This window comes from Mesorhizobium sp. M2C.T.Ca.TU.002.02.1.1 (genome assembly GCF_003997225.1).
Map to the genome: position 1 here is coordinate 1 of NZ_RZTO01001389.1, position 761 is coordinate 761.

Sequence of the window (761 nt, forward strand, 5' to 3'; positions counted from 1 at the left end):
GTGCAGCCCTTCGCAGCGCTCGAGGATGTAGCGCGCGTCGTCGGGCATCGAGATCGGCCCGCCGTGGCAAAGCAGGATGACGTCCTTGCGCACCGAGCGCGCGGCGTCCGCAATGGCGTCGATCTCCTTGACGCAGGCGTCGAGCGTTTTCGCCGAGGTGGCGCCGATCGAGCCGCCGGTGGTGACACCCATATGGGCGACGACGATGTCGGCGCCAGCCTTGGTCATGGCGCGCGCCTCGTCCGGGTTGAAGACGTAGGGCGTTGTGAGCAGGTCGAGCTGGTGCGCCTCGGCGATCATGTCGACCTCAAGGCCGAAACCCATGCCGGTTTCCTCGAAGCTCTGGCGCATGGTGCCGTCGAACAGGCCGACGGTCGGAAAGTTCTGCACGCCGGAAAAGCCCATTGTCTTCAACTCGGCCAAAAGCAGAGGCATGATGACGAAGGGGTCGGTGCCGTTGACGCCGGCCAGCACCGGCGTCTTCTTCACCACCGGCAACACCTCATAGGCCATCTCCTTGACGATCTCGTTGGCGTTGCCATAGGCGAGCAGGCCGGCGGCCGAGCCGCGCCCGGCCATGCGGTAGCGGCCGGAATTGTAGATGATGATCAGGTCGATGCCGCCGGCTTCCTCGGCCTTGGCCGACAGGCCGGTGCCGGCGCCGCCGCCGACGATCGGCACGCCGTCGGCGATCATCTTGCGGAACTTTTCCAGGATCGTTTTGCGCGGAATGGCGGCCATGCTTGTCGTCTCTCACTTCT

Annotated in this window: 1 protein-coding gene; it reads right to left on the bottom strand. The window is 65.4% G+C overall.

Annotated features, from left to right (window positions below; all coding sequences use genetic code 11):
- A partial coding sequence (locus EOD07_RS36285) for a phosphoenolpyruvate hydrolase family protein (protein WP_164772950.1) occupies positions 1–741 on the bottom strand: 741 nt, incomplete at its 3' end.
- Between the last annotated feature and the right edge of the window lie 20 nt (positions 742–761).